The following is a 26830-nucleotide window of genomic DNA, read 5'->3' on the forward strand; positions in this document are numbered from 1 at the left end:
TTTAGTCTTTTTACTTCACTCCTCATCAAACAATTAATAATACAAAATAATCATACTGAGTTTAATTTTAGAAAACTTATAAAATTATTTTACCCTATTATTCAACTTGTTACTATAAACTCAATAAAAAGCGATTAAATTTTCGATATTCATTATCTCTAATATACATAGACAATACTCCAAAAGTATACCACGAATTATGATTCTAAGTAAATATTTTTAATATAATTTTAATACAAATTTAATATGATTTAATATTTGGTTTTAAATTATTATAATCTTACTAAGTGCTAATTAGAGAGTTTTTTTCTTTGCTTTTTATTTGAAATCTTCCACTAAATAACTTTAGAAAATAAAAGTATAATAATTTAGGTTAATATGATAAAAATAATTTTTAATTGTACTTTATTTTAATAAATTTATTTCATATATTTATTATTAATACTAATATATCTATTTTTAATTTTATATATTAAATGATTTTAATATCGAAATTCTCTTTAAATCTTATTTTTCTATTGCTTTAAAATTTCTTTTAATCTATTTTCCAACAAAAATACACTATATTATGATATAATATAAGAAAACGAATTCAAATAATGGAGGTCTGTTATGCCACGTATAGTTGCTAGAGGATTTAAAAAAGAAGATTTAAAAAAAGTTAGTGCTGAACTTTTCGATACTATTGCTGAAATAATCGAAAGACCACGTGAAGCATTCACATTAGATTTAATTGAAAGTGTTGCTATTCTTGATGGAGAAGAAATCAGCAGAGCAAACTTAGAAATTGGATGGGTTCACCGTCCTGTAGAAGTTTGCGAAAAAGTTGCTAATGCTGTTAATGAACTTTTCAAACCACTTGGTTACGAAACAGTAATGATTTCATTTAAAGATATCGATTTAGCATACGAATTTGTATTCAAAAAATAATTATTAAAAAAGGAGTAATTCGAAAATCAAGATTTAATTCAATCTGATTTTTCGAATTACTCCAATTTTTTACCCTTTTACTTGAGTTTCATACATTTTCTTATAACTTCCATCTAGGTGCAACAACTCTTCATGCGTTCCACTTTCTATGACTTTCCCTTTTCTAAGGACATAAATCATATCTGCATTTTTTATAGTTGATAACCTATGAGCTATTATAAGCGTTGTTCGTCCTTGTTTTAATTCTTCTATAGCACGACTGACATTTTGTTCTGTTTCACTATCAATATTCGCCGTCGATTCATCAAGAATTAAAATCTTAGGATCTTTAGCTAAGGCTCTTGCTAGACAAATAAGTTGCTTCTCCCCTGTTGAAAAGTTATTTCCACCTACTTCTACTTTTGAGTCCAACGAGCGATTTTCTAATATGAAATCTCCTCCAACTCTAGATAAGGCCTCTCTGGCAATTTTCTCATCATTTGAAGTAGTAATATTTTCAAGTAAGGTACCTTCAAATAAAAATGAATCCTGAAGTACTATCGCCGTTTTTTCTCTTAGATACTCCTTACTATAATCATTTATATTTCTACCATTAATTAGGACATTACCTTTAGTCGCACTGTAGAACTTAACAATCAAGTTCATAATAGTACTCTTACCGCTTCCCGTATGTCCTACAAAAGCTACAGTTTGATTTTCTTTAATTTCAAGATTCAAATCACGAAGCACATAAAAATCATCTTTATAAGAAAAATACACATCTTCAAATTTAATATTTCCTCGGAAATCATCCTCGGTAATATCGTTATGATTGTCTTCCTCGATTTCTAGCTTAAGTATCTCTTGAATATTTATAGCCGCACCTTGCGCTCTGATATAATTAGAAATCCCCATCGTAAAGTCTGCGATTCTATAAATTATATCGGTAGTATAATTTATAAATAGATATACCATTCCCAATGTAATGCCATAAACATTATTAAAATGTGAATACGAATAGTAATAAACAATACCTATGAAAATCACAATTCTAAATACTCCAGTTATATTATGAAGTAACAGACTATCTACTAGATTTAATTTTTTCCAATATTTATAGCGTTCTTCATTATGCTTATTCCAGTCTTCAATACTTTCTTTCTCTTTATTGAAAGCTTTGATGATTTCTAAATTTTGATAATTCTCATTTATAATCCCATTACTTTGAGAAAATTTACGTCGATACCCTTTAATACTATCTATAGATAACTTGTTGTAAATTTTTAATACTATAAACATTACCGGAAATAACGCTAGCATAAATAATCCAAAACGTACATCTACATAAAATAATACAATATAAGAAAAAATAATCTTTAGCACGATTATTAATATCTGCACAAATGTCGAAACGAAAAATGTTCTAATTTGGTTAACATCACTCGTTATCCTAGATACTACAGAACCAGCTGGCATATTATCGAAATACTTAATCGGTAGGTTTTGTATATGATCATATACCTGCATCTGAATTCTAACGTAAACCTCATTAGCTCCTTTTACTAAGTAAATGTTCCTAATATAATTAGAAATCCCTGAACATAATAGTATAAGTCCATAGCCAGCTATTACTACCAATGATTTTAGAATTATCTGACGTGTTAAATCTCCAGTTATACCATCAAAAACTTTCGACAACACATATACACCAGCAACACCTAATCCCACATTTAGTAGCGAAAAGACAAAACCTATTATATAAGATTTCTTTGCTTCTTTCATATAAGGAAGAAATTGAAATAACGGATTTTTATTCTTCATCATCTTCTACCTCCTTATTTTGATACTCATCTAGTTGTTTATACCAAGGACATTTTTCAAGAAGCTCATCATGCGTTCCGAAATTTAATATTTTACCATTATCTAATACAACTATTTTATCAGCATGCCTTACTGCAGAAATTCTATGGGCTACTATTATATTAGTCTTACCTTCTCGAGTTTTCTTAATATTTTCAATAATAGTTTTTTCAGTATTAGAATCTACAGCACTCAAACTGTCATCAAGTATTAATATTTCAGGATTAGATAACAATGCTCTCGCTATACCTAGACGTTGTTTTTGACCACCCGATAGAGATAAACCATTTTCTCCTACAAGAGTATCAATACCATCTTTAAATCTACTAATATCCTTTTTAATATCAGCTTGTTCCAATACTTCGTCTAACCTATCCTCTAAATCATATCTATAAAACAACACATTTTCTTTTATAGATTTTGAGAACAACTGATATTCTTGTGGTGCGTACCCTATTTTTTCTCTAACAGAATAATCATAATATCGCTCCATTCCCTTGCCGTCAAGAAGTAGCGTATTTTTCTCTATCGGATATAATCGAAGTAATTGCTTGATAAATGTCGTTTTCCCACTACCAGTTTTTCCTACTACACCTATAGTTTCACCTTTATTAATTGTAAAATTAATATCTTCTAGTATATGATTATTATCCTCATAACTAAAATTAAATTCTTTAAATTCAATACTATTATTAAACTCAAAATTACTTTCAGCTAAGTCATTATTAACATCTGCTTTTTTATCAGAGATTTCTAGGACTCTTTTTGTAGCTTGACGCACTTCTATAATCATAATAACTAACTCAGATAAAGCAATATACGGCCACTGAATCATACCTATAACTACACAGACTGAGATTAACTCTCCTAATGTCATCATCCCTAAATTAATAAAGTAAAATCCAAAAGCTACAGCTATAATATAACTTGTCGCTAACGATACTGTATTAAGTGGTTGATAGACAAGAGTTTTCTTCATGTATTCTTCATTACTTCTAGCATAGCTTCTAAGTTTTCCTACAAAACTATTTCTCACTCTATCTAGCAAGCTATAAGCTCTAATTACACGAATACCTTTAACATTTTCTAAAGTCTCTTCTGTAATTTCATCCATAGTTTTCGCCATCTCATTATAGTATTTTTCCTGCACATTACGTCTTCTAACTAAATAAATAGTCTGAAGAATCAAAGGTATATGAATCAGTAATAAATAAATTAAGCTAGATTTGTTAAATATAAGAACACTTATAAATAAATTGTAAATTATCCCATCAAAAATTAATAAAATACCATAACCAAAAAGTGGTGCAATATAATTCGTAATATCATTCGTTGATCTACTAATAACTTCTCCAATACTAAATTTATTAAAAAATACCGGAGTATGTCTATAAATATCATATTGAATATCATAGGTCATATCTTTAATAACTTTATCATATCCTATAAATGTATAGTATTCTTTAAAGAAATAAACAATATATAGTGCTATTCCAGCTAAAACAATTCTTAGAATTTCATTAACTACACCATCAAAATCAATATTTCCTCCTGCTATACCATCAACTATATAACTTAACCTATCAGTTGGGTATAACGTAAAATAATAAGATGCAATAGAAACTATTAGTGCAATTATTATGCGTTTTTTATCTCTATAAATAAGACTTGCTATTTTATTAAATATTTGCTTATTATTTATCGTTTTGTCCATTTTTCACCCTCCTTTTTTCATTTATTAAACTATATTTTAATAATTATAACATATTTAAACACTTAATTTTATTAAAAAGTAAATAAAACAGGAATAACTAAAAAATTCTTATTTCCCAGTTATTCCTATTCATTTTTTGAATATATATGATTAGAGCATATAATTAATTTCGACTTAAGCTACTCATTATAGGGAGTGACTCAAAAATCGCAATTTCGAAGAAACAAGATTTTGTTAAGTCACTTCCGCACAGTTTATTAGATATCTAAAAAACTTTTATAAAGCGAATTTAGATATCAATAAACCACTGCATCTATGAGTTTTCATATGAACCTTGTTAAATTTTAAGACTTTTGGAGCAACACCAAATCCAAAATAGCAACTTCTTAGTTATTTTTCTTTTTTAAACTCCGCTATTGCATCCTTAGCAAGTTTATCAACAACCTCATTAAGTTCAACACCTGTATGTGCCTTCACTTTTACAAAATTAACCTGCACTACTGTTCTTACCTTATTATAAAATTTCACATAATCCTGTGTATAAGGTAAATTCGCTTGCCAATCTCCAATTGCCCAAGATTCTATTCCTTGATAATCATAAAATAAAGTGATTTCTTTAATTTTTTTATCTACTGCGTACCACATAACATATTTGGCCGCCTCTAATTCTCCAGCAACATTGTGTAATTGAGCATAATCTTCTCTATTTCCAGCATGTTTGAACTCATATTTCTTATCACCATCTACTATAACTACACCAGAACCATAGATACCTTGTACTCTATCAAAACTTCCATCTATATATGCATACACTCCATCAACTGCTTCCACATTCTCTATCTTTTCTTCATTACCTTTTACAAACTCTTCTGCTTCTTCTATAGTTTTAAAACTTTTGTATATCGCACCCTTAAAACCTGTAACCTGCTCTTTACACTCATCCCATGTTGAAAATATTCCAGTTTTTTTACCTTTTCTTACCGCATAAAATTTAGTCATCATATTCTCCTTACAAAAAATATTTACTTTAAAATTATACTACATAGAAAATATTTAGTAAAATTTAAACTGTATCAACTGTCCTCTAACACAAAACATTATAGTTTATAATTTAGGTTTCCAAAATCAAACTCAACTGCAACATTTATTCTGCCACTACTACTAAAAAATTATACATTATTTAAATCTTTTTTTATGAAAAACAAAGAAAATTTTTGAAAATACAATAGAAGAAAAAACTCCTATTGATTGAATTTTTATGTATTTTGTTGTAAAATTGAATTGCTTATGAAAAAAATATTAAAGAAATTTTTTTATTTTATAAAGACAATTTAGGAGACATGATAATGAGTAAATATCATTTTATAGGTATTAAAGGATCCGGTATGAGCTCACTTGCTCAAATCGTTTACGATATGGGACATCAAGTACAAGGTTCAGACGAGGAAACATACTTTTTTACACAAGAAAAATTAGAACAAAGAAACATTCCTATGTTTAACTATGGAGTAGAGAATATAAAAGAAGGATACGAAATAATTTTAGGTAACGCCTTTAACGAGACTCATATCGAATATAGACGTGCTAAAGAACTAGGCTTAAAAACTTACACATACGCTCAATTTCTTGGTAAACTGCTTTCTGATATTCCTTCAATAGCAATTACTGGAGCACATGGGAAAACAACCACAACAACAATGGCAAGTAATATCTTTAAACACAGTCACGTTACCTCTTACCTAATCGGTGATGGTACTGGTCACGGAGAAAAAAATTCTAAATTTATGATAGCTGAAGCTTGCGAATACTATAGACACTTCCTTGCATATCATCCAGATTATGCTATAGTTACAAATATTGACTTCGATCACCCTGATTATTTCAATGATGAACACGACATGTTTGATGCATTCCAAAGCTTTGTGAATCAAGTTAAAAATACAGTAGTAATCTGCGGTGATGATCGCTTAGCTTCACAACTTAAACCAACTACTGCAAAAACAATTAAGTATGGATTTAATGATGGGAATGATTATCAAATCAAAAATGTTCAAACTACACCAGAACACAGTAAATTCGACATTTATAAAAATTCTGAGCTATTAGGAACATTTACAATGGCAGTCTTTGGATTACATGATATTTCTAACGCTACCTCAGCAATCGCTTTAGCTGATTTAGTTGGTATCAGTATTGAAAAAATTCAAGAGTCACTTGATTTATATAAACCTGCTGAAAGAAGATTTAGCGAACACAAAATTGGAAACAATGTTATTGTTGACGACTATGCTCACCATCCGAGTGAGATTAAAGCAACTATCGACAGCGCACGTAGAAAATACGCAGGCAAAGAAGTTATCGCTATTTTCCAACCTCATACGTATACACGTACAGCTAAATTCCTAAATGAATTTGCTGAAAGCTTAGAAACAGCAGATAAAGTATTCCTTTGTCCAATCTTCGCTTCAGTACGTGAGAAGGAAAAAATTGTTGGAATTGAAGATTTACAAAAAGTAACTAAAGGTGCTCAAATAATAAATAGTGAAAATGATTTTGATAAACTTAACTTTGACAATAGTGTATTCCTTTTTATGGGAGCTGGTAACATTAATAAACTTTGTCATAAATTTATCGAACACAAATCAAAATAATTTAGTTGTATTATAATCAATATTAAAATATAATTGATTATAAGGGCTTATAAAGGAGGAAACATTATGTTAGATATAAACTGGTTAATTTTAGCTTATGCTGGAATCTTTTTAGCAGGGGTAGGAGTATTAATCTTATGCATAAGCACTGCGATTACACTTGGAACTGTTAGAAAATCTATTACTATTGCTACTGAATGTGTAGAAGATGTAACAAATATTGCAGAAGATGCTCTTAATCTTGCTAAAGACCTAAATCAAACAGTTAAAAAGGTTGAAGGTAACCTAGAACCAATCATGGCAGAAACTAATATTTTATTACAAAACACAAACATCTTAGCAGAAGACTTACAAGTTAAATCTGAAAAGCTAGATCCGCTGTTCAATTCAGCAGAAGGGTTAGCAACATCTATCAACGGATTACAATCTTCAGTAGATAATATGAAATCTAATGTTACAGGATTTAAGAAAAATACTGATGAAAAAATCGAAAATCTTTCTGAAAAAGTAGAAGAAAATAAAGCTAAAGCTTCTAATTTACTTAACAAATTCTTAAAGAAAGATAAAGTTGAAGAAGAAAAATAATATTTAAATTGAAACAAAATAATAATTCAAAATAACAAAAATTAAAAAATATTTTATATCAAGTATTCTTTAAAAAGTATTTTATAATCTGTTATAAAATTTAGAGGAGCAACACAAAATCATTAATTTGTGTTGCTCCTCCTTTGTACTAGCAAAATCTTATCTATTATCTCTTAATTTTATATTTATCTCACTTATACTATTTTTAATACTAAAATATCGAACTGTTCCTATTAAAATATAAACCACAGTAGCTGTAATCAGCATTAAAATTAAAGTAGTAAGACTACTAAACCATTTCAAATAGTAGCCCGCTAACACAAGTGGTAACATAATAAGAAAATAATGTGATACAAATACTATTACTATATTATCATTTAACTTACTTTGAAATACTTTACCAGCTAATCCTTGTAATATACCTAAAATAGCGTATACTAAGGTTTGAATTAATATTGCCATATTTAAATTATCAAAACACTGGATATACAATGGCATACCAGGATAAAACTGACCACACAAAATACCGAATATCAGATTAATAACATTCCCTGCTCCTATCCCTAATAACATAAATATTACAATTTTTTGAAATAATTTCATTTTAATACCTCCTATAATCCTAATTTCATCTTAAATTCTTTTAACATCCTACGTGATACATAACTTATATCCGAATTTTTATAATTTATAACTATTGTTCCTCTCAATCCTAAATCTAAGCTATGAATATATTTAACATTAGCTATTTCACTTTGAGATATTTTTATAAAATCCTTAGTTAATATATTCTGCACTTCATATAATTTTTTTCTAACAATAAATCTACCTTCAACTGTAACTACATATACTTTTCTATCTTCAACATATACCCTTATAATATTCTCCGTATTTAATAAACGTACTTTCCCATCTAAAACTCCTATAAAGTAATCTTCCTTATTTTCTATATAATTCACTAAATTTTGAATCTCATCATTCACTTTATTTGCTGATATAGTAACTAGTATTTCTTCAAGTTTCTTATCTATATTTAATTCAACTTTCATATCTTTAGCTCCTTTCATAATTATATTTTATATAATAAATATTTAAAAATCTATAGATAATGCATATTCGGTTAGTTTTCTTGTTTATTCGGTAATTTATATCTAATTACAAATGCAGTATATTCTACTTAACAAATGAGAGTGACTCAAAAATCACGATTTCTTAAGAAACAAGATTTTGTCGAATCTCTTTACGCAGTAGTTTATTAGATATCTAAAAAGCTTTTATAAAGGCGCATTTAGATATCAATAAATCTCTACGTCTATGCGCTATAATATACACTTTTTTAAAATCTAGGGCTTTTGAATTAACCACAATAATTTATAAAAATATATTTAACTAATATGGTAATTAAGATTAGAATGCGTTTCCTTTTATTTTTTTTATAAATTTGAGTCTTTCTTCTTGATTTTATTTATATTTTAATATAATATACTTTAGTATTAAATTTTAAAAGGAGATATTTTTTATGTTAAATGAATTTAAAAAATTTGCATTTAAAGGAAATGTATTAGATCTAGCTATCGGGGTTATCATGGGGGCTGCTTTCGGAAAAATCGTTAGTTCATTAGTAACTGATATTATGATGCCATTAATTGGATTACTTTTCCCTGCTAAACCAGACTTCACTAACTTAGCTTGGAATAATATCAAATACGGTAACTTCATTCAAATTACAATCGACTTCTTAATTACAGCAATCGCAATCTTCATTTTTGTTAAAGCTATCAACACAGCTAAAGATAAAATGTCTAAAGAAGAAGCTGAAGAAAAAGCACCAGAAGTTGATGCTAAAGAAGAACTTCTTAAAGAAATCCGTGATTTACTAAAAAAATAATAAATTAAAATTTCAAGGTCTGACAATGTCAGACCTTTTTCCTATATAAAATTAAAACTCAATGGTAGATTTCTAATTATACAATTTAAAAACGGGAGTGACTCAAAAATCTTGATTTCGAAGAAACAAGATTTTATCGAGTCACCCCCGCACAGTTTATTAGATGTCTAAAAAACTTTTATAAAGCGAATTTAGATATCAATAAACTACTATGTCTATGAGTTATCATATACGCTTTTTTAAAATTTAGGAATTTTGAATCAAACCCTTTTATTTATTTACAACATTTGCAGATGTTCCAGTTGTAATAACCTCTACAGCCGCTTCTAATCCACCTTCTACAAGGTTTTGGATTGCTGTTTCTGTGTAAAACGCTGTGTGAGGTGTATAAATTACATCATCACGATCTATTAGAGTTTGTAATAGTTTATCATCAAACTCTTTCCCTTCAAAGTTTTTAGGAACATATTTACCTTCATTTTCATAAACATCTAACCCTGCTCCAAGAAGTTTCCCGCTATCTAAAGCTCGTAAAACAGCCTTAGTATCTACTAGCATACCACGAGCAGCATTTAATAAGATTGAATTATTTTTCATCTTAGCAAGAAATTCATCATTTACCATATGATTATATTCTTTAATAGCTGGCATATGAATAGTAATAATATCTGAATTCGCTATTAAATCATCTAAATTCTCAACATAGTCTAGAACTTCTTTTGCCGCTTCATTTTGATACACATCATAACCTAAAACTTTAGATCCTAAAGCACTGAATAATCGAGCAGCTTGAGTACCGATTCTTCCAGTACCTATAACACCTACTGTTAAAGTTCTAAGTTCACGTGATAATATTCCTGGATTCCAAGAAAAATTATGTTTTTCTAAATTGCGTTGAATTTTATTTGTATTTCTACTAATACGTAATGCAGAAGTTAGTACATGCTCAGCAATAGCATTTGGTGAGTATGATGGTACATTCGTCATTTTAATTCCAAACTCAGACATTAACTCTAAATCATAAATATCAAAACCAGCTGAACGAGTCGCAAAAACTTTGACTCCTTGTTCTTTAGCATATTCATATACATCACGTTCAAAAGGTTTGTTTTGAGCTAGAACTACACCTTCTTTACCTTCTAGTAAATGTTTGTTGGCTGATGTAAGTTCCTCTGCATAAACATCAATCTCAACTTCAGAATGAGCATTTCTCCAATTTTCTAATGCACTTTTTTCATCTTCTCTTAAATTAAAAAATACTAATTTCATCTCTTTTCCTCCTTATACAAAGTACTAGTTCAACTGTATTCTAGTAAACTTCTAATAAAATCAATATAACTAATTTTACCATAAAAATTAATTTACTAAAACTATTTTATTTCATTTTTCAAAAATTTTCTTGAAAATTTCAAATAATTCGATATTATTTTCCGCTATTTTATAAATTTTAACATTCCCTGGTGATTTTCGCTTATAACGATTTATCCAAATTGCTTTCCAGCCTGCATTATCCGCTCCAACTATATCATTTTCCAACGAATCTCCTATATAGTATAGAGAATCATTAGGAAGCTGTAGTTTTTCTTGCATAATTTCAAATATCCTAACATCTGGTTTATTTATACTATAATCACCTGAGACAATGATATTCTCTTTATCAATCCATCTTTCAACACCTAATGTTTTTATCTTAGACCATTGATGTTCACTTGGTCCATTAGTAATAATTCCTAGCTTTACATTATTTTCTTTCACTAGTTCTAAAATACTTATAGTTATATTAGACATTTGTAATTTTTGTTGATTTTTTTTATATTCTTTTTGCATATTTAATGCCTGCTCATCAGTTAGAAAGACGCCTAAGTCTCTCGCCGCTTCTTGAATTCTATAAATGTGATATTCATCCATAGTCATCTCACCATTTCGAGAAGCTTCAAATTTCACATCACTATAATGTCGACTCAAAAGATAAAATCGTTCCATATCAATATCCATATCGAATAGACTCTTATACGCATTCTCAAATGGAACTATCTGTTCATACAACGTATCATCCACATCAAAAACAAGACCAATCATTTTATTCTCTTTACTCACCATTTTCTAATAATTTAATAACCTCTCCTAAATTCTCAACTATTTTATAAGCTTTTTCTTTACAAATTTCATCAGGTTCAAACATATCTGGAACCATAATAACTTTGGCGCCTGCTGTACTTCCTGCAATTACACCAGCCTTAGAATCTTCCAAAACTAAGCATTCTTCAGGTTTTACTCCTAAACGCTCTGCCGCTAATAAAAACACATCTGGTGCTGGTTTACCATTTTTTACTTCTGCACCACTAGCAAGCTTATCTATATATTTTACAAGACCTGTTTTTTCCATATTGTTTGTTATGTGATTCATATTAGAAGATGAAGCTACCGCAACTTTGTAATTATTATCTTTTAGATATATTAACAATTCCTCTATAAACAGCATTTTTTTAGGACCTATCGTAAACAATATATCCTCTATATATTTATAATGATCATCAACTAATTGCTTTCCACTAACATTAGAATCCTTAAAATAATTTTCCCAAAATTCATAAATACTCTTTGTAGTAAAACCTAATACCAAGAGAGTCTCTTCTCTAGTCATCTCATATCCTTGCTTTTTCGCACTATGAATAAATGCTTCTGTTGCCAAACTTTCGGTATCTACCATTAATCCATCCATATCAAATAACACTGCTTTTATACTCATGTTTATCCCCTTCGCTTTTTCTTTTATATCTTTCATCTAAATTTTTACTTTATAACCTTTAAATTATTATATCATACTTAGTATTTCATGGAAAAATGTTTCTTTACCAGTATTATCAGTCCAAGATAATAAAAATATAATTGTCGATATTCAATATCCACGTTAATAAATATTAAAACACTACATTACCTTTAAATTCAATATATTAAACGTATTAAATTTTAAAAACAACGATAATAGTTTACTTTTTATTTCACTTTTTATTTGAAAAAATTTTATTTTTAGTGTATTATATAAAAACGTAGTAAAGCTACAATAATTTTGAATATAATATTAAACATGAGGTTAAATTTATGAAAACAGCTTTTGTGTGCGATTCAGCATTACAAATTAATAAAAATTTTGCAAATAACAATCCAATTACAGTTATTCCGGTAGAGGTTCGTCTTGATGATGAGATTTTCGAGGATAACGTAACTATAACTCCTAATGAATTTTACGAAAGAATACACAACGGACAAAAACCTAGCACAAGCCAACCTGCAGTAGGTAAAATTTTAAGCGTTTATGAAGATTTAAAACAACAAGGAATAGAGCGTATCGTTGCCTTTAGCGTTTCTTCTAAACTGTCTGGAACATATTCTTCTTTCGTTCAAGCTAAGGAACTTATCGATGGTGTAGAAATCAAGATAATCGATACTCTTCAAATAGCAAGAATGGTAGGAATAGCTATCGAAAAAATTATTAAAGAATTCGAGACAGGAAGTCTACCATTCGAAAATATAGAAAATAGATACTTAGAGCTTTCACAGCAACACAATGTTCTTGTAACAGTTGAAACTATGCAATATTTATATGCAGGAGGAAGACTTACTAAAGCTCAGTTCGTTCTATCAAACCTACTAAATATTCTTCCTATTATCACTATTAAAGATGGTCTCCTTGCAGTAAGTGGTAAACATAGAGGAATGAATAAAGTTCTTTCAAAAATGTGTGAAGAAATAAAAGAAAGAAATCCAAAGAGTTTATTTGTTCTTTATACAACAGATGAATTATTAGAAAAAGCAATGACATCTATCAAGAAAACTTTTGGCAATATCGAAGTTGAAACAGAAATCGTTTCTCCCGTAATTGGATCTCATGCAGGACCTAAAGCCATCGCAATAGGATATTTATGTTATGATAAATAAAAAACAAAAATGGGAGTGACTCAAAAATCGTGATTTCTTAAGAAACAAGATTTTGTTGAGTCACCCCCGCACAGTTTATTAGATATCTAAAAAGCTTTTATACAGCGTATTTAGATATCAATAAACCACTGCGTCTATGAGTTTTCATAGACACTTTTTTTAAATTTAGAGCTTTTGGGTCATCCACATTTTTTATTAAACTATTTTAAAATTTGTATCTACTAATGCAACTTGAAGTTCTTCTTTTGAAGCATTTCCTTCTACTACAATATTTTTATCTTGGATATTAACTTCAACATTGTCTACATTATCTAGTTTTGATAATCTTTCTTTAACAGCAGCGGCACAACCACCACATTTTACTCCTTCGATACTATATTCATTTTTCATTATTAATCCTTCTTTCATTTTAATGATTTTATTAATTTAATTTTACTCTTTTTAATCTTAAGGCATTTAGAACTACAGATATAGAACTAAAGCTCATTGCAGCTCCTGCTAGCATTGGATTTAACAATGGTCCACCGAATATGTAGAATACTCCCATTGCAAAAGGAATACCTATAATATTGTAGAAAAATGCCCAGAATAGATTTTCTTTAATATTTGTTATAGTTTTTTTACTTAAAACTATAGCATTAACAACAGAATTTAAGTCAGGTTTCATCAATACTATATCTGCCGCATCGATTGCTACATCAGTTCCTGTTCCTACTGCTATTCCGACTTCTGCTTGTACTAATGCTGGTGCATCATTAATACCATCACCGACCATTGCTACCTTTTTACCTTGAGCTTGAAGTTTTTTGATTTCATTTGCTTTATCTTCTGGCAGAACTTCACTCACTACTTTATCTATTGATAATTGTTCTGCAATTACCTCAGCAGTTTTTTTATTGTCACCAGTCAACATAACTACCTCTAACCCTAAGCTATGTAATTTTTCAACAGTTTCTAGACTACTTGCTTTTATTTGATCGGCAACAGCTATAATTCCAGCTAGTTCAGAGTCTACAGATATGAATAATGGTGTTTTCCCTTCTGAAGCATATTTCTCTGCTTTTTCAACTGAATCTTTTGTAACAATATTATTTTCCAACATTAGTTTTTCATTACCGATAAGTACTGACTTTCCATCAACCATTGATGAAATACCTAATCCTGTTAATGAACTAAAATCTTTAACTTCTAACAACTCTAAATTTCTATTTTTAGCTTCATCTACTATAGCTAGACCTAATGGGTGTTCTGAAAGATATTCTACACTCGCTGCATGTTGCAAGAGAACTTCTTCAGATAAATTATTAAATGTCATTATATCAGTTACTGAAATTTTACCTTCTGTCAATGTTCCAGTTTTATCAAAAACAACAGTATCAACTTCTTTAGCTAACTGCAAAGCTTCTGAACTTTTTATTAAAATACCGTGTTCTGCACCCTTACCTGTACCTACCATTATAGCTGTCGGTGTAGCTAAACCTAAGGCACAAGGACAAGCAATAACAAGCACTGCAATAATAATTTTTAGAGAAAAACTCCAAGATGCATCTCCAACAAAGTACCATAAAATTCCAGCTATTAGTGCTAAAACAATAACAATAGGAACAAATACACCTGAAATTTTATCAACAAGTTTTGCAATCGGAGCTTTAGAATTTTGAGCATCTTCAACAAGTTTAATAATCTGTGATAAAGTAGTGTCTTTTCCGACTTTAGTAACTTTCATTTTGAAAACACCTGTTTTATTGATACTAGCTCCAACAACCTTACTATTTATGTCTTTTTCTACAGGGATACTTTCACCTGTTAACATCGATTCATCTACAGTCGAACGACCTTCAATCACAACTCCATCAAGAGGTACTTTTTCACCAGGACGAACAAGAAGTATATCGCCTGTAGATATTTCATCTACGGCTACTACGTGTTCTTCTCCATTTTTTATTAAATTAGCTGTTTTTGGCACTAACCCAACCAACTTACTAATAGCATTTGTAGTACGACTTTTCGATACTCCTTCAAAGTATTTACCTAGTGTAATCAATGTTAAGATTACCGCTGCAGATTCATAGTACAAATTCATAGCTGCATGTTCATCACCTAAATATACCAATACCGTTGAATAAACACTATATAAGAATGCTGCCCCTGCTCCTAACGCTACTAAAGAATCCATATTAGGTTTTCTTCTAAGAATAGCTCTAATTCCTACACTAAAGAATTTTCTACCAAAATACAAAACAGGTAACACCAGAATAAACTGTACAGTTGAAAATAATTTTGGATTTCCCACTGGGCTTAAACTTTCCAACATAGGTAATCCTACCATCTCAGCCATCGCTATGTACAACGCAGGCACTGTAAATATAGCTGAATAAATAAATCTTTTCCAAATACCATCAATTTCTTTTTGTTTTTTCTCAGCTTGGTCATCTACCGAATTATCTATCTCTAATCTTGCTTTATAGCCCGCTTCTTCTACTTTTCTCTCAATCTCAGCTACACTTAATTTTTCTTTATCAAATTTTACAACCATTTTTTCAGTAGCAAAATTAACGACTGCTTTTTCAGTTCCATCTAAAGATGAAATCGCATCTTCTATATTTTTCGCGCACGTTGCACAACTCATTCCTTCTAATATGAAAGTTCTCTCTTCAATACTAGAAACATAAGTAAGCTTATACCCCGATTTTTCTACAATCTTTTCTACTTCAGTTCTATCTATTCCTTCTCCTCTAGAAAGAGTAAGTTTACTTGTCGCAAGATTCACATTAACATCCGATAAATTATCGACTTGTTTTAAACCCTCTTCAATATGCGTTGCACAAGAAGCACAGCTCATCCCTTCAATTAAATATGTTTCATTTTTTACCATATATTAATCACACCTATCTTTTAAATATTTTTATTCGTCTACAATTGTAGTCTTTGTTGTAAATTAATTATACTACCACCTAAAAGTATTGTCAACAATATTTTAAATAATCAATAACAGCTATCATTATGATATAGGGAGTGACTCAAAAATTGTGATTTCGTAGAAATCGATTTTGTCGAGTCACCCCCGCACAGTTTATTAGATATCTAAAAAGCTTTTATAAAGCGAATTTAGATATCAATAAACCACTGCGTCTATGAGTTATCATATGAACTTTGTCAAATTTTAGGACCTTTTTATCAATCCCAGCTGATTTTCTAGGATTTAATTTAAAATTTAAAGCTGTAGATTTATTAAAACCTACAGCTTTTTACAATATTAATTTTTACTCTCTAACTTTTCATTCATCTGACGACGTAGTTTAGAGAAATCTTCTTTAACTACTACAGTATCAGCAATAAAGTCATGAAGTCCTTTTTTCTTATTTGTGAAAACTACTGCTAAATACGGTAGGTAAACTAAGAATATCGTTAATAATCTACCTACTAGCTCACGATAAACTACATCTACGAAACTTAACTTTTCCCCTTTATTAGTCTCTACCTTTATCTTCATAATCATCTTACCTAAGGTTTGAGAGAAGAAGTAAGTCATAGCTATAAAGTAAGTAAACATAACAATAACATAACTCAGAGATTCTTCTCCTAAGATAGGAAAATCTAATTGCTTATTCAAAAGTCCAAAACTAAAAGTATTTAATAAACTAGATATAGCATAAATAACTATCATATCAATTACATATGCAACAAATCTAATCCAAAAGCCTGCATAGAAATTTTTAGAAAGTACTAAATAATCTTCTAATGAAGTTGGCAACGAAAAATCTTTTTCTAATTTTTCTTGTGTTTCTTTAGCATCTTCATACTCCTTAACAAGTTCTTCATTTTGTGCAATTTCATTCAGTACTACTCCCCCATTAAGAAACGGGTCATATGAAGGTGTATTATTATTTAAATCGTTGTTCATTTAAATTCCCTCCCTATCCTAAGTAGCTACGCTCAACTTTGTTTGAATTTACTTCGCTATTTAATTCAGAGATGAAACTTTTTGTTGTTGCTTTTACAAATCTAGAAATTAAACTTTCTGCAGTTTTATCAGCTCTTAACTCGATCATAGTTGGATTAGATAACCCTTTTTCTTCTTTTATTAAATCAATAAGTTCATCTTCAGTACCTACTTTATCAGCTAATTTGTTCGCTACTGCTTGAGTACCAGTGTAAGTTCTACCATCAGCAAGTTTCTTAACCTCATCTTCACTTAAGTGTCTACCTTCTGCTATAGCTTTTACAAATCTTTCATATGCTTCTTTATTTTGTTCTTGTAATATTTTTCTAGTTGATTCTGGTAAGTCTTCTGTTAAGCCACCCACTGCTTTTTGCTCTCCAGAACGGATAGTTTCTTGTTTAATTCCGTGATCGTTTAAAAATTTTTGAGCAGAAACATAACTCATGATTACTCCTAAAGAACCAGTGGTTGTTTCAGTATTCACAAAGATTTTCTTAGCTGGCGTAGATACATAATATCCACCCGAAGCAGCTATTTTCTTCATTGAGACATAAACATCTTTACCACTATTTTTTAAAGCATTATATAATTCAGCAGTTTCATAAACTCCCCCACCTGGTGAGTTTACTGATAATAGTATAGCTTTAACATTAGGATTATTTTTAGCTTCTTTGATTTGATTTAACACAGATCCTCTTGAATAAGTGTTCGTCATCTCAGCATTAATTTCACCATCTATAGAAATTTTCTGAATAATTTCACTACTATCACCTTTTTTCAAAGTTAATTTAGTAACACTTTGTTCTTGTAAAAACTCTGTTAAATATCCATTTAATTCTGCATCGTCTTTTTTACTGTTGTTACTTGATGTGATAGTTCCTTTAATTAACGAAAATACTACTAAGACCACAACAATAACTGTTGATATCAATCTTTTATTCTTAAAATTCATAATTTTTTCCTCCAAAACTTTATTATATTTTTTTTGTAAAAAGCCAGTGACAAATAACCCTTTAGCCATCTGTCCCTAGCTTTTAATCTACTCACCTTTAACTATTTTTTCAAACTCTTCTTGTAGATAAACATTCGCTGTTCTCTTGAAATATAAGTACGCTTTATCATTACCTTGATTTTGTTCAGTTACCAAGACAATCGGTTCTCCATTCAAGATTGTAAAGTAATATAAATGCGACGCTGGACCTCTAACATTCTCAATATCAGAATATACAGCAACTATATTATAGACATCTTTCTGATTCCCTTCTGGCGACCACTTCATATTAATCAGTTTATCACCTTCAAGCACTAAACGTGATTTCCCGACTTTTTCCGTATCTCCTGGAAGATGTAATCCATAGTAATTAACTTTATTATCAATAGTATATTCCTTATAATTTTGATCTAAAGTTTTTTCCCATTCTTTTACATATTGATAAAGTTTATTTCCTTTTTCTTTATTCCAAAGAGTATTACTTGTAGATTTTTTCTCTTCTTTTTTAGGATTATTTTCTTCTGATAAGCCAGTTACTGTAAGAGTACGTTTAAAGCTACCAGTAAGTTTTAAACCTTTCTTTTCAGCTTCCTCTTTATTAAGAGTTATCTCTACATCAACTTTACTTCCATTTCCCAAATTTTCTTTTGGCGAATATTTAACCTCAGGTTTTCTTAAGAATTTCTTGATGTTTTCGTCGATATCTTTAACTTCTGGAATTCCCGTAATATTAACATCAACCTTACCATTTCTATTAGTTCCATAAGCAGCTAGTTCAACTTTATACTGATCAATGTGAACTACTTTTAAATCTTTATTGTAGAATTTAAAATAATAGATACCTGCGGCAATTATACATATTAAAAGTAATACTACTAGGTAACTCAGTTTAGATTTTTTCTTTTTAGATTCTTCTTCAATGCAATTTTTAGCATTTCTAACACTATTATCAATAGAATTACCATTATAATTATTTCCTGGACCAGTAAACGAAACAAAGTTTCCACCTTTATTGTATTGCCCGTTATTGACATTATTACTTGAATAACTATTATCTTCTACATAATTACCATCTTGATCATAATACCCCGTTACTATAAAGAAACCATTTGTATCATAATACCCAGCTGGAGTTAGGTCGTTATTAGGAGTATAATAGTCCTCAGGTATAAAATTTCCATCTTGATCATAATATCCACCAGATATAAAATTTCCATCTTGGTCATAATATCCACCTTGGATAAAATTTCTATTTTCATCATAATAACCATTTTGATTGTTATTCATTTCATTATTTTGATTATTATTTCTATTTTTCACAACTCCCTCTCCTATTCTCCATAAGTTTTAGATACGAACTTATTATATCGTTTCATAAATGCAAGTTCTGCCGTTCCTGTTTGTCCGTGCCTATTTTTAGCAATAATTACCTCAATAGTAGAGACATCACTTGTTTCTTGAACTTCACTTTCATCGGCATCTTCACTTCTATAATAGTCACCACGGTATAAGAATGAAACAATATCAGCATCTTGCTCAATACTTCCCGATTCCCTAAGGTCACTCATCATAGGTCGTTTATCTTGCCTAGATTCAACACTACGCGATAACTGAGATAACGCAATTACAGGACACTCTAATTCCCTTGCCATCTGTTTTAAACTACGAGATATTTCAGATACCTCTTGTTGTCTATTATCGGTTCTCTTACTTCCTTGCAGAAGTTGTAAATAATCGATAACCACTAAATCTAAACCATGTTCTGCTTTTAATAACTTACATTTCGCTTTTACTTCATTTACTTTAATAAACGCACTATCCTCAATAAAGACATTTTTTTGATTTAAGAAATGAACTGCTGTTTCTAATTTCATAAGATCATCATTATCAAGAGTCCCTCGTTTAATTTTTTCAGAATCTATCATTCCTTCACTACAGATCATCCTAGAAACAAGCTGATCTGCACCCATCTCTAACGAGAATAAGGCAACTGTTCTTTTTTCTTCTTCCGAACGCGGATTCTTCCCAGCAATATTAAGAGCAATATTAAGCGCAAAAGCTGTTTTCCCCATCGCAGGACGTGCTGCAAGGATAATTAAATCTCCCTTACCAAAACCTACAAGCTTATCTAAAGCTCCGTACCCAGTAGGTACAGCTACATTTTCTCCTTCTCCTGCCATACGCGCTAAAATTTCTTTAAAAACTTCCTCAGTAACATCTTTCATATTCTTAAACTGAGATGTCTTAGCACGTTCCATGGCACGTTCTACTTGATCGAATAAAGTTGCAGTTAACGAATCAATATCAGCATTTCCTTGATTCATCTCCTCAGTACTATTTAACAATGCAGCACGAATTTCTCTGTAAATAGAATACCTTTTTACTAAATTTGCATAATGCATTATATTACGAGAACTTGGTGTAACATCATATAAATCCACTATATATAATGAGGCATCCACATTTCTGAATGCCCCACTATTATTTATTTCTTCAAAAATTGTAGTGGTGTCAGGTATTATTTCCATTTCGTCTAAACGTAAAATAGCACTGTAAATATCTTTATTTCGTTCATCATAGAAGTCTTCAACATCAACCGTCGCCTTGACTTCTACTAACTTTTCAGGCTCTTGCATTAGAGCCCCTAATAACGATTGTTCCGCCATAACGACAGAATCTATATGATATTTCATATTATCACCTTCAACTTATTTACTATTGTTCCACCACGTGAACTTTAATTGTTCCTTCTACTTGAGAGTGTAGTTTAATTTTAACATTTGTATAACCTAATGATTGAATACCATGTGGTAAATCAATTTTTTTCTTATCAACTTTTAGGTCATGTTGTTTTTTTAGCTCTTCAACAATTTGTTTAGAAGATACTGAACCGAAAAGTCTTCCGCCTTCTCCAGATTTAACTTTAATAGTTACTTCTAAACCTTCTAATTGTTTCGCAAGTAAGTTAGCTTGAACTAATTCTTCTTGTTTATCTTTTTCAACACGTTTTTGTTGTCCTTTTAGTGTCGCCATATTAGCGTTTGTTGCTGCTACAGCTTTCTTGTTAGTTATTAAGAATTTTGCATATCCGTCAGCAATCTCCTTAACATCTCCTTTTTTACCTTTTCCTTTTACATCTTCTATAAATATAACTTTCATTTCAGTTTCTCCTTTTTTCTATGATTTATTTTTAAGATATTATTTTATCAATAGCATCATTTAAACGTTCCAACGCTTCGTCTAAATTAACCCCTTCGATTTGTGTTGCTGCATTAGCAAGATGACCTCCGCCACCAAGTTCTTCCATAATAAGTTGAACATTTACTTTTCCTAGAGATCTTGCCGAAATACCGACCTTACCTTCTTCTAAGTATCCTATAGCAAAACTACATTCAATACCTTTAAGAGTAAGAAGTAAATCCGCACTCTGAGCAAGCATAACATTAGTATAATATTTATCCTCTGGGGCTTTTGCCATGATGATCTCCGGTGATTTTTGAATAGAATTATTAATAATTTCTACTCTATTCATAAAATTCTCAAACGGTTCTTTTAAAATTGTTTTGACTTTTGTAGGATCAGCACCATTACTACGTAAATACGCTGCTGCATCAAAAGTTCTAGAACCTGTTCTTATTGAGAAGTTTTGTGTATCGACTACTATCCCTCCAAGCATAACCGTTGCAGCAATAGGGGAAATTTTCTCTATCTTAGTTTGATACTCAATTAACTCAGCGATTAATTCCGATGCCGATGAAGCATAAGGTTCAATGTAAGTTAACAATGGATTTGTAATTATATCTTCACCACGTCTATGGTGATCGATTATAACTTTCTTATTAGCTTTTGATAAAATCGCCGCATCTATTACACGAGAAGCATCAGATGTATCAACAATAATTAGAGTTGTTTGCGGTGTCATAAGTTCCCAAGCTTCATCACTGTTTACAAAAACACGTGACAGCTGTTCATCTAGACTGTCAATCTCAAACATTACTTTCTGAATTGTTTCATCTCGATCACTATCATTTAAGATAATATAGCACTCTTTACCTAAAAACTTAGCAAAAGTATAAATACCTACACAAGCTCCGACTGCATCGAAATCTGGACGTTTATGCCCCATTACGATAATCTTATCGCTATCATTTACGATATCAGCCAATGCATTAGAAACAACACGAGCCTTAATTCTAGTACGTTTTTCCTGTGGATTAGTTTTACCACCATAAAATCTAATCGTACCATCAACATCCTTCATGGCAACCTGATCTCCACCACGACCTAAAGCTAGGTCTAATGAACTCTTCGCAAGTTCTCCTAATTCCGGCAAAAAGTCAGTTCCCATTCCAACACCTATACTTAAAGTAATAGGTGCATCAAACTCCTCTTTTAGATTTCTAATAGTATCTAAAATTTGGAATTTTTCTTTTTCAATTTTCTTTAAGTCTTTTACATTTAATAATCCGATAAATCTATCTTCATCTATTCTTTTCAGATAAATACTATTTTTCTTAGCCCAATCTGTTAATGTAATAACAATAGTAGCATCCAATCTACTTGCCACTTCGTCATCTAAAGAATCAGATACATCTTCATAATTATCAATACTCAAATTAAGAATAATCGGACGAGTATCTCTAAATCGTTGCATTACAACTTTACTTTCTGTAATATCAAAGAAATAAATATATCCGCTATCTTTTTGATAGTTTACTTTAAAATGCTTACCAAAAATTTCAAACTGATTATCAACTGGCGTTTCCAAATCAAACAACTCTTTAATCTCAGGCATAAGCTCTAAAATATTTAGACCCTTTATCTCTTCGACTTTAATGTTTTTATAAATAAAGTTATTTGCCCATTCAATATTTTTATTTTCATCAATTACTACTATTCCTATAGGGAACTTATTGATCCCTCTTTCTGAAGAATCTTTAATTCTATTAGTCAATTTGCTAACATATCTTTCCATTTGTTCGCTAGACTTTTTCTTTTGCTTAGTATAAAGAAAGAAAATAAGTAAGCCCATCAATATATAAATAACTAAGCTATAGATATTAAATATCCCACTTAGAATTGCGCCAATTAGAAAAATAGTAAAAATAATCAATTCATATTTTTTCTTATCATTCACACTTATCTCCCCCTCTTCATAACAATATATCCTTCTCTTAACTTAAATATACTATCAACAAATCCAAGTAATTCGAAAATAGGACTAAAAATCAACATTAATGTAAACACCACTGTCTTCCCAATATTTGATTTTGATTTTTGTTCTACAAAGAAGAATGCAGTAAACAATCCATTTAAAATAAACGCCAGCGAGAACACTCCTGTAATATTTTGGAATAAAATATTCCAAAAACTATAAGTATTACTTCCCGCTTCCATCTCTACAAGAAAAGTTATCAATGAAACTCCTATGTATATATATCCACTTCTAGGGCTCAACATTATGTGACTAAACTTAGGAAACACTGGAATAATCACATACTCTCTAGCTAATAACGATAATGTATACTGAACCAAAGCCAAACTATATACAAATAACATTACAAACAACGTCACAGGAAATGTCTTTTGTAAATTTGAAAAACTTTCTAATACCAAATTTTTATCAACATTTTGATTCATTTCTGCCATCGAATTCACATAAGAATTAATAAACTCTAATATCTGATTACTATCTATAGTCAACATACCCATCTTAATAGATAAGAATACATATAAAGCTACAGCTAAGAATAGTAAAACATTAACCGTAACAACTAATAGTATCTTATTCACACGTATAGATATTGCTCTATATACTAAATAAGAGATAATCGCATGCATTCCAAACCAGAAAATCATACCAGGTGAGGCAAATAACAATAATATTCCTCCACCTATAATAATCAATGGAATACAGTATTTGAATCCTTTCGCACCTAAGACATAAGCAAGTGGAAAAACAGAAATAAATGCTGCCATAAATCCAATATTCAATAATGTTCCTAATAATATCAACAATAAATAACTCACTGAATATGCTAAGATCTTTGAATTACTAGGCATTCTAAAGAAAAATTTATTCTTCATTAATTCTTTAATTTCTTTATCCAAAAGTTCTGAAATGTTATTATCCAAATTAACACTCCTTTATTATTTTAATAATACCTCCTCATAGCATTCATAACTATGTAGGTATCTTTATTATTATACCAAATTCCGACGTTTTTTTAAAGAAAAATAAAAAAACACAAATATCAAACTAGAATAAAACAAAAAAATAAAATCCACTTTAAAAACAAGATTTCTCAATAATTTTTTCATGTTAAATACTTTTTATAATTGACAAAAAACATTATAAAATTTATGATATTTAGTAGAGGATACAACTAATTTTACATTTATTACTAATGTATTAATTTTTATATTTATTAAATTTATAGAAAGGGATATTTTCATGAAAAAATATATTATTACCATTATTACAGTTACTCTAGTAGTTTTAGTATTTGCATTGGGTGGATATTATTATTTAACTAAAGATGATAAAACTACAACATCTAATCAAACTATCCAAGAAGACAATAAGAAATCTACTACTAAAGAAAATACCAAATCTGATAACAATAATGAAAACACTCCGTCTACTAACGGAAAAACTCCAGAAACAGTTAATCAACCAACAATCATTAACGGTATTGTGTTAGCTAACAAAAAACACCCACTCCCTGCTAACTACAACCCAGGTGAGAATCCTACAGCACGCCAAAAAGTAAATAAATTAATCAGCGATGCACAAGCTTTAGGATTAAATGTATCTAATCAGGTTTCTGGTTTTAGAGCATACGAAACACAAGCTGGACTTTACAATAACTACGTTGCTTCGCACGGAAAACAAGAAGCCGACAGATTCTCAGCTCGACCGGGTTATAGCGAACACCAAACAGGACTAGTTTTCGACCTTATCGACAACCAAGGTCAACTTTTAGGTGCAGAAGGCACTAGTGAAAGCAGTAAAAAAGCAGCAGAATGGTTAGATAAAAATGCACATAAATACGGTTTTATCGTTAGATACAAACCTCAGTTCGTTGAAAAAACTGGTTACATGGAAGAAAGTTGGCACATTCGCTATGTTGGTGAGGATGTAGCTAAAACAATTTATGAAAAGAATATTTCACTAGAAGAGTACCTTAACGCTCCGGGTGGAGACTATGCAAACTAAAATATTATTAATAACAGGAGAAATCAATGAATAGAAATAATCAAAATCCAAATAATCAAAATTTTGACAATCAGAATTACAATAACCAAAATTTTGACAATTCACAATATAACAATCAAAGTTATGACCCTAACTTTACCAATCCTCAACATAACGAAGGGTATGATCAACAATATCAAAATGCGCAATATCAAAATTTTAATCAACAACAAAATTACAATGATCAACAACAAAATTTTAACAACCAACCAAACTATAACGTTCCTCCAATGTACATGGAAGAACCCAAAGAGAAGAAAAAAAGTATCCTACCTGTTGTCTTAACAGCAATCGTTACTTTAGTTGTTCTAGTAGTAGCATTATACTTTGGATATAATAAATTCCTTAAGAAAGAAAATGTTATTGACCTAGCTACTTACGAAGTTAACTTCGTCGCATACGGAGCTGAAGGAGAAGGGAAACCTGAAGCTGATATCAAAAAAGTTCCTGAGGTTGCAAATTCTAATGCTGAAATCTCTAACTTATTATCAAATCCAGATATTTCATTCAATAAACAAAGCAACTTAAAAAATGGTGACAAAGTTGAAGTTACTATTACACTAAATAAAAATACTTTAAATAAATTAAAACTAAAAACAACAGGAGAATTCAAACGTACATTCACTGTTAACGGACTAAATGAAAAAGCTAAAGAAAAAGAAACTATTATTGTAAAAGAAGGTTCTTCTGGTTCTTCTGGTTCATCTAAACGTCGCAGCGACGAACGTACTGTCTACGTTAAACCTTCTGCAGGTGTAAACTTAAGAAGTTCTTCAAACGATTCAAGTAATGTCATCACTTCAATCAAAGTTGGAAGTTCTGTATATCAACACTATATTGAAGTAAACTCAGATGGAGAAGCTTGGGCTTATGTTTCTTATGGTAGCCGTGATGGTTGGATAAGAGCAGATTTAATTGGATAAAAAAAAAACGACTCGAAATTTTGATTTCTAAGAAATCAGTTTCGAGTCGTTTCTTTTTGTACTTTTGTTAAAAATCTTCTTTAATAAATTTTAGACATTTAACCAGCAACCTTAATTATTATTTATTTCTTCTGCGTTGTCTTGCTACTGTCAATAATCCACCGAACAC

At 30.0% G+C, this 26830-nt stretch carries 24 protein-coding genes; 7 read left to right on the forward strand and 17 right to left on the reverse strand.

Annotation, left to right across the window (positions count from 1 at the left end; translation table 11 throughout):
* The first annotated feature begins 612 nt into the window (after window positions 1-612).
* Window positions 613-930 carry a DUF1904 family protein gene (locus RWN11_RS01460; RefSeq protein ID WP_048803358.1) on the forward strand — a complete coding sequence of 106 codons (318 nt, stop codon included), beginning with the start codon at window positions 613-615 and terminating at the stop codon, window positions 928-930.
* A gap of 69 nt (window positions 931-999) precedes the next feature.
* On the opposite strand, the gene RWN11_RS01465 is transcribed toward RWN11_RS01460, so the two are convergent.
* The 3 genes from RWN11_RS01465 to RWN11_RS01475 form a co-directional block, all read right to left on the reverse strand.
* Window positions 1000-2733: an ABC transporter ATP-binding protein gene (locus tag RWN11_RS01465; protein ID WP_314160022.1), complete on the reverse strand. Its 1734-nt coding sequence runs from the start codon at window positions 2731-2733 to the stop codon at window positions 1000-1002.
* The gene (locus tag RWN11_RS01470; protein WP_314160023.1) at window positions 2720-4483 is read right to left on the reverse strand and encodes an ABC transporter ATP-binding protein; all 1764 of its coding nucleotides are present in this window, start codon (window positions 4481-4483) and stop codon (window positions 2720-2722) included. The genes RWN11_RS01465 and RWN11_RS01470 overlap by 14 nt, the downstream gene beginning before the upstream one ends.
* A 390-nt stretch (window positions 4484-4873) precedes the next feature.
* Window positions 4874-5482 (reverse strand): ribonuclease H family protein, encoded by a 609-nt coding sequence (locus RWN11_RS01475; RefSeq protein ID WP_314160024.1) that lies wholly within the window; start codon window positions 5480-5482, stop codon window positions 4874-4876.
* A gap of 347 nt (window positions 5483-5829) precedes the next feature.
* Between RWN11_RS01475 and murC the strand changes: the two genes are divergently transcribed.
* Together murC and RWN11_RS01485 are read left to right on the forward strand one after the other, a co-directional pair.
* On the forward strand, window positions 5830-7134 hold the full coding sequence (murC, locus tag RWN11_RS01480; protein WP_314160025.1) for a UDP-N-acetylmuramate--L-alanine ligase: 1305 nt from the start codon (window positions 5830-5832) through the stop codon (window positions 7132-7134).
* Between the two features lie 66 nt (window positions 7135-7200).
* Entirely contained in the window at window positions 7201-7719 is a 519-nt protein-coding gene (locus RWN11_RS01485; protein WP_314160026.1) for a DUF948 domain-containing protein, read from the forward strand.
* A gap of 159 nt (window positions 7720-7878) precedes the next feature.
* Here RWN11_RS01485 and RWN11_RS01490 read toward each other — a convergent pair whose 3' ends face one another.
* Both RWN11_RS01490 and RWN11_RS01495 read right to left on the reverse strand, forming a co-directional pair.
* The gene (locus RWN11_RS01490) at window positions 7879-8322 is read right to left on the reverse strand and encodes a DUF3021 family protein (protein WP_314160027.1); all 444 of its coding nucleotides are present in this window, start codon (window positions 8320-8322) and stop codon (window positions 7879-7881) included.
* Between the two features lie 11 nt (window positions 8323-8333).
* The gene (locus RWN11_RS01495) at window positions 8334-8768 is read right to left on the reverse strand and encodes a LytTR family DNA-binding domain-containing protein (protein WP_314160028.1); all 435 of its coding nucleotides are present in this window, start codon (window positions 8766-8768) and stop codon (window positions 8334-8336) included.
* 470 nt (window positions 8769-9238) lie between these two features.
* Here RWN11_RS01495 and mscL point away from each other — a divergent pair, with 470 nt between their 5' ends.
* Window positions 9239-9607, forward strand: coding sequence for a large conductance mechanosensitive channel protein MscL (mscL, locus tag RWN11_RS01500; RefSeq protein WP_314160029.1), 369 nt, complete (start codon window positions 9239-9241; stop codon window positions 9605-9607).
* 270 nt (window positions 9608-9877) lie between these two features.
* Here the strand turns inward: mscL and RWN11_RS01505 are convergent, their stop codons facing one another.
* From RWN11_RS01505 to RWN11_RS01515, 3 genes are all read right to left on the reverse strand, one after another.
* Entirely contained in the window at window positions 9878-10876 is a 999-nt protein-coding gene (locus RWN11_RS01505; RefSeq protein WP_314160030.1) for a D-2-hydroxyacid dehydrogenase, read from the reverse strand.
* Between the two features lie 111 nt (window positions 10877-10987).
* Entirely contained in the window at window positions 10988-11707 is a 720-nt protein-coding gene (locus RWN11_RS01510) for an HAD-IA family hydrolase (RefSeq protein WP_314160031.1), read from the reverse strand.
* A complete protein-coding gene (locus tag RWN11_RS01515) occupies window positions 11697-12392 on the reverse strand; it encodes an HAD family phosphatase (protein WP_314160032.1) in 696 nt (231 codons plus the stop codon). Before RWN11_RS01515 ends, RWN11_RS01510 begins: the two co-directional genes overlap by 11 nt.
* Window positions 12393-12709: 317 nt before the next feature.
* On the opposite strand from RWN11_RS01515, the gene RWN11_RS01520 reads away from it, so the two are divergent.
* Complete coding sequence (locus RWN11_RS01520) at window positions 12710-13546, forward strand: DegV family protein (protein ID WP_314160033.1); 837 nt, start codon at window positions 12710-12712, stop codon at window positions 13544-13546.
* A 195-nt stretch (window positions 13547-13741) separates the two neighbouring features.
* On the opposite strand, the gene RWN11_RS01525 is transcribed toward RWN11_RS01520, so the two are convergent.
* From RWN11_RS01525 to RWN11_RS01565, 9 genes are all read right to left on the reverse strand, one after another.
* Complete coding sequence (locus RWN11_RS01525) at window positions 13742-13936, reverse strand: heavy metal-associated domain-containing protein (RefSeq protein WP_314160034.1); 195 nt, start codon at window positions 13934-13936, stop codon at window positions 13742-13744.
* A gap of 31 nt (window positions 13937-13967) precedes the next feature.
* On the reverse strand, window positions 13968-16421 hold the full coding sequence (locus RWN11_RS01530; RefSeq protein ID WP_314160035.1) for a heavy metal translocating P-type ATPase: 2454 nt from the start codon (window positions 16419-16421) through the stop codon (window positions 13968-13970).
* Window positions 16422-16802: 381 nt separating this feature from the next.
* Window positions 16803-17450, reverse strand: coding sequence for an RDD family protein (locus RWN11_RS01535; protein ID WP_314160036.1), 648 nt, complete (start codon window positions 17448-17450; stop codon window positions 16803-16805).
* Between the two features lie 13 nt (window positions 17451-17463).
* Window positions 17464-18441, reverse strand: coding sequence for a signal peptide peptidase SppA (gene sppA, locus RWN11_RS01540; protein WP_314160037.1), 978 nt, complete (start codon window positions 18439-18441; stop codon window positions 17464-17466).
* Between the two features lie 87 nt (window positions 18442-18528).
* Window positions 18529-19800, reverse strand: coding sequence for a DUF4767 domain-containing protein (locus RWN11_RS01545; protein WP_314160039.1), 1272 nt, complete (start codon window positions 19798-19800; stop codon window positions 18529-18531).
* A gap of 11 nt (window positions 19801-19811) precedes the next feature.
* Window positions 19812-21173, reverse strand: a complete 1362-nt coding sequence (gene dnaB, locus RWN11_RS01550; protein WP_314160040.1) for a replicative DNA helicase — start codon at window positions 21171-21173, stop codon at window positions 19812-19814.
* A gap of 22 nt (window positions 21174-21195) precedes the next feature.
* Entirely contained in the window at window positions 21196-21639 is a 444-nt protein-coding gene (gene rplI, locus RWN11_RS01555) for a 50S ribosomal protein L9 (RefSeq protein WP_314160041.1), read from the reverse strand.
* Window positions 21640-21670: 31 nt separating this feature from the next.
* Entirely contained in the window at window positions 21671-23617 is a 1947-nt protein-coding gene (locus RWN11_RS01560) for a DHH family phosphoesterase (protein WP_314160042.1), read from the reverse strand.
* Window positions 23618-23619: 2 nt separating this feature from the next.
* Window positions 23620-24615 (reverse strand): DUF2232 domain-containing protein, encoded by a 996-nt coding sequence (locus RWN11_RS01565; RefSeq protein WP_314160043.1) that lies wholly within the window; start codon window positions 24613-24615, stop codon window positions 23620-23622.
* A gap of 319 nt (window positions 24616-24934) precedes the next feature.
* Between RWN11_RS01565 and RWN11_RS01570 the strand changes: the two genes are divergently transcribed.
* Together RWN11_RS01570 and RWN11_RS01575 are read left to right on the forward strand one after the other, a co-directional pair.
* Complete coding sequence (locus tag RWN11_RS01570; RefSeq protein WP_314160044.1) at window positions 24935-25699, forward strand: D-alanyl-D-alanine carboxypeptidase family protein; 765 nt, start codon at window positions 24935-24937, stop codon at window positions 25697-25699.
* A 26-nt stretch (window positions 25700-25725) separates the two neighbouring features.
* Complete coding sequence (locus RWN11_RS01575) at window positions 25726-26661, forward strand: hypothetical protein (protein WP_314160045.1); 936 nt, start codon at window positions 25726-25728, stop codon at window positions 26659-26661.
* Window positions 26662-26830 lie beyond the last annotated feature (169 nt).

It is taken from the genome of uncultured Gemella sp., assembly GCF_963519265.1.
Lineage (GTDB): Bacteria > Bacillota > Bacilli > Staphylococcales > Gemellaceae > Gemella.

Coding starts and splice junctions, on each gene's coding strand:
- RWN11_RS01460 (WP_048803358.1), top strand. CDS start 613: ATGCCACGTATAGTTGCTAGAGGATTTAAAAAAGAAGATTTAAAAAAA.
- RWN11_RS01465 (WP_314160022.1), bottom strand. CDS start 2,733: ATGATGAAGAATAAAAATCCGTTATTTCAATTTCTTCCTTATATGAAA.
- RWN11_RS01470 (WP_314160023.1), bottom strand. CDS start 4,483: ATGGACAAAACGATAAATAATAAGCAAATATTTAATAAAATAGCAAGT.
- RWN11_RS01475 (WP_314160024.1), bottom strand. CDS start 5,482: ATGACTAAATTTTATGCGGTAAGAAAAGGTAAAAAAACTGGAATATTT.
- murC (WP_314160025.1), top strand. CDS start 5,830: ATGAGTAAATATCATTTTATAGGTATTAAAGGATCCGGTATGAGCTCA.
- RWN11_RS01485 (WP_314160026.1), top strand. CDS start 7,201: ATGTTAGATATAAACTGGTTAATTTTAGCTTATGCTGGAATCTTTTTA.
- RWN11_RS01490 (WP_314160027.1), bottom strand. CDS start 8,322: ATGAAATTATTTCAAAAAATTGTAATATTTATGTTATTAGGGATAGGA.
- RWN11_RS01495 (WP_314160028.1), bottom strand. CDS start 8,768: ATGAAAGTTGAATTAAATATAGATAAGAAACTTGAAGAAATACTAGTT.
- mscL (WP_314160029.1), top strand. CDS start 9,239: ATGTTAAATGAATTTAAAAAATTTGCATTTAAAGGAAATGTATTAGAT.
- RWN11_RS01505 (WP_314160030.1), bottom strand. CDS start 10,876: ATGAAATTAGTATTTTTTAATTTAAGAGAAGATGAAAAAAGTGCATTA.
- RWN11_RS01510 (WP_314160031.1), bottom strand. CDS start 11,707: ATGGTGAGTAAAGAGAATAAAATGATTGGTCTTGTTTTTGATGTGGAT.
- RWN11_RS01515 (WP_314160032.1), bottom strand. CDS start 12,392: ATGAAAGATATAAAAGAAAAAGCGAAGGGGATAAACATGAGTATAAAA.
- RWN11_RS01520 (WP_314160033.1), top strand. CDS start 12,710: ATGAAAACAGCTTTTGTGTGCGATTCAGCATTACAAATTAATAAAAAT.
- RWN11_RS01525 (WP_314160034.1), bottom strand. CDS start 13,936: ATGAAAAATGAATATAGTATCGAAGGAGTAAAATGTGGTGGTTGTGCC.
- RWN11_RS01530 (WP_314160035.1), bottom strand. CDS start 16,421: ATGGTAAAAAATGAAACATATTTAATTGAAGGGATGAGCTGTGCTTCT.
- RWN11_RS01535 (WP_314160036.1), bottom strand. CDS start 17,450: ATGAACAACGATTTAAATAATAATACACCTTCATATGACCCGTTTCTT.
- sppA (WP_314160037.1), bottom strand. CDS start 18,441: ATGAATTTTAAGAATAAAAGATTGATATCAACAGTTATTGTTGTGGTC.
- dnaB (WP_314160040.1), bottom strand. CDS start 21,173: ATGAAATATCATATAGATTCTGTCGTTATGGCGGAACAATCGTTATTA.
- rplI (WP_314160041.1), bottom strand. CDS start 21,639: ATGAAAGTTATATTTATAGAAGATGTAAAAGGAAAAGGTAAAAAAGGA.
- RWN11_RS01570 (WP_314160044.1), top strand. CDS start 24,935: ATGAAAAAATATATTATTACCATTATTACAGTTACTCTAGTAGTTTTA.
- RWN11_RS01575 (WP_314160045.1), top strand. CDS start 25,726: ATGAATAGAAATAATCAAAATCCAAATAATCAAAATTTTGACAATCAG.